Origin of the sequence: Brucella grignonensis (genome assembly GCF_002252505.1) — a bacterium.
Lineage (GTDB): Bacteria > Pseudomonadota > Alphaproteobacteria > Rhizobiales > Rhizobiaceae > Brucella > Brucella grignonensis.
On sequence record NZ_NNRL01000149.1, the window covers coordinates 1 to 2526 of the forward strand.

Consider the following 2526-nt stretch of genomic DNA (forward strand, 5'->3'; position numbering starts at 1 on the left):
AATTTCCTCCATGGCTAACCACATGAATTCATTGGCATGTTGCAGTTTAAAATAGAATGCCCCAGGCGTTACTGTCCCCATTCATATGCCGCACGGCGATTATGCCACCGTCACAGGCGTATTTTCCGGTCCACGATCCGACTTCAGACAGCGCGCTTTACGCTATGTGGCCGATTTCAACCTGATGGCACAGATTTTCCATCAAAGTGCATATGAGCTTTTTGACGAGCATATTCGCGGCATTGGCAAGGTGCATCTCACAGTTCGCGAGCGTGAATGTCTGCGTTATGCGGCAGAATGCCTTTCAGCGAAAGAAATCTCCCGCATCATCGACAGATCCGTTCCAACAGTGGTGATGCATCTTAACGCGGCAGCCAAAAAACTGGGTGCAAAAAACCGCACTCAGGCCGTTGTACGGGCGACGCGCGCACGGCTGCTCGATGCCTGACCTATAAGTTATGATAGCTGCCACAGCCAAAAAAGCGGCGCTATGGTTCTCCAAAAACAGACAAATGGAGGACCAAATTGGCTTTAATCAATCAGACGGAAGGCTTTGCCCCCTTCCGTGATTACCAGACGTGGTATCGCATTACCGGCTCACTCAATTCAGAAAAACTCCCGCTTATCATCGCTCATGGCGGACCCGGCTGCACGCATGATTATGTGGATGCTTTCAAGGACATTGCAGCACTCGATGATCGTGCGGTCATTCATTACGATCAGCTCGGCAACGGAAACTCCACACGTCTTCCAGATAAAGGCCCCGATTTCTGGACCGTGGATTTGTTTCTGGCAGAGCTGGATAATCTTCTGACACATCTCGGCATTCAGGATCGCTATGCCTATCTGGGGCAATCATGGGGCGGAATATTGGGCGCAGAACATGCCGTGCGGAGACCGGCTGGCCTTAAAGCATTGGTCATCGCCAACTCACCTGCCAATATGCGGACATGGGTCGCGGAGGCCAACCGCTTGCGGCTCGAACTTCCTTCAGATGTACAACAGACTTTGTTGAAGCATGAAGAAGCAGGCACGCTGTCCGATCCGGAATATATCGCCGCCTCACGGGTATTCTACGACCGGCATGTCTGCCGCGTGAGCCCTTGGCCAAAGGAAGTCGCGCGAACTTTTGCCATCATGGATGAAGACAATACGGTCTATCGCAACATGAATGGCCCGACCGAATTTCACGTGATTGGCACGATGAAGGATTGGACGATTGAAGACCGCCTCAACCGCATTCAAGCACCAACGCTTATCATTTCCGGTCATTATGACGAGGCTACCCCTTTAGTGGTGAAACCTTACGTCGATAATGTTCCTGGTAGTGAATGGGTGCTTTTTGAGGAATCGAGCCACATGCCGCATGTGGAAGAACGCGATCTTTGCATGAAGACAGTATCGGCGTTTCTGAACAAGATCGAGAATGCTTGAGCTAAACAGGTCGCCAGACCAAATATCCGGCGACCTGCTGCATATCTAGAGCATTTCCTGTTTTGATTGAATTATTGGAAATGCTCTATCTATTTGTTTTTAAGCATGTCTTTATCCCGAAACCGGTTCCCACTTTCGGGAGACATGCTTTAGATCGAAGCCTTTTCCATTTCTGGCAGCACGGTGAAGAGATCGCCGACGAGGCCGTAATCGGCGACCTGGAAGATCGGTGCTTCTTCGTCCTTGTTGATGGCCACGATCACGCGGCTGTCTTTCATGCCAGCAAGATGCTGGATCGCACCCGAGATACCGACTGCGATGTAAAGTTCAGGTGCAACCACCTTGCCGGTCTGGCCAACCTGCCAGTCATTGGGCGCATAGCCCGCATCAACCGCCGCACGGCTGGCACCGACCGCAGCACCAAGCTTGTCGGCCACAGGCAGGATCACTTCCTGGAACTTTTCCGACGAACCAAGCGCACGTCCGCCCGAGATGATGATCTTGGCCGAAGTCAGTTCCGGACGATCACCACCCGAAAGCGCGTTTTCAACGAAGCTCGACAGTGCCGGATCGCTCGCCACGTTCACGCTTTCAACTGAAGCCGAGCCGCCTTCACCAGTCGCTTGGAACGAAGCCGTACGAACCGTGATGACCTTCTTGGCATTGGTCGATTGCACAGTCTGGATCGCATTGCCTGCATAGATCGGACGCTTGAACGTATCAGTGGACACGACTTCCATGATTTCCGACAACTGCATCACATCGAGAAGTGCTGCCACGCGCGGCAGCACATTCTTGGCCGAAGTGGTGGCCGGTGCAATGATCGTGTCGTAATTGCCTGCGAGTTCAACAATCGCGGCAGCCAGTGGTTCAGCCAGACGATTTTCCAGCGCATCGCTTTCAGCCAGCAGAACCTTGCGCACGCCCTTGAGCTTCGCAGCAGTATCAGCCGCCGCTTTCGCACCCTTGCCTGCAACCAGAATATCGACATCACCACCGATCTGAGCGGCGGCTGTCAGTGCCTTTGCGGTCTGATCGGAAAGGCTTGCATTGTCATGTTCGGCAATAAGAAGAATAGCCATGTGTTTGTCC

General features: G+C 52.8%; 2 protein-coding genes and 1 pseudogene. 2 read left to right on the plus strand and 1 reads right to left on the minus strand.

The genetic code is table 11. The annotated features are described in order from the left end of the window. Positions 1–64 precede the first annotated feature (64 nt). Together CEV33_RS04525 and CEV33_RS04530 are read left to right on the plus strand one after the other, a co-directional pair. Positions 65–448 (plus strand): annotated as a pseudogene (locus CEV33_RS04525) (LuxR C-terminal-related transcriptional regulator); the annotation flags it as partial. Positions 449–525: 77 nt separating this feature from the next. Continuing rightward, entirely contained in the window at positions 526–1434 is a 909-nt protein-coding gene (locus CEV33_RS04530) for a proline iminopeptidase-family hydrolase (RefSeq protein ID WP_094539259.1), read from the plus strand. A 149-nt stretch (positions 1435–1583) separates the two neighbouring features. On the opposite strand, the gene CEV33_RS04535 is transcribed toward CEV33_RS04530, so the two are convergent. Continuing rightward, entirely contained in the window at positions 1584–2516 is a 933-nt protein-coding gene (locus CEV33_RS04535) for an electron transfer flavoprotein subunit alpha/FixB family protein (protein ID WP_094539260.1), read from the minus strand. Positions 2517–2526: the final 10 nt, after the last annotated feature.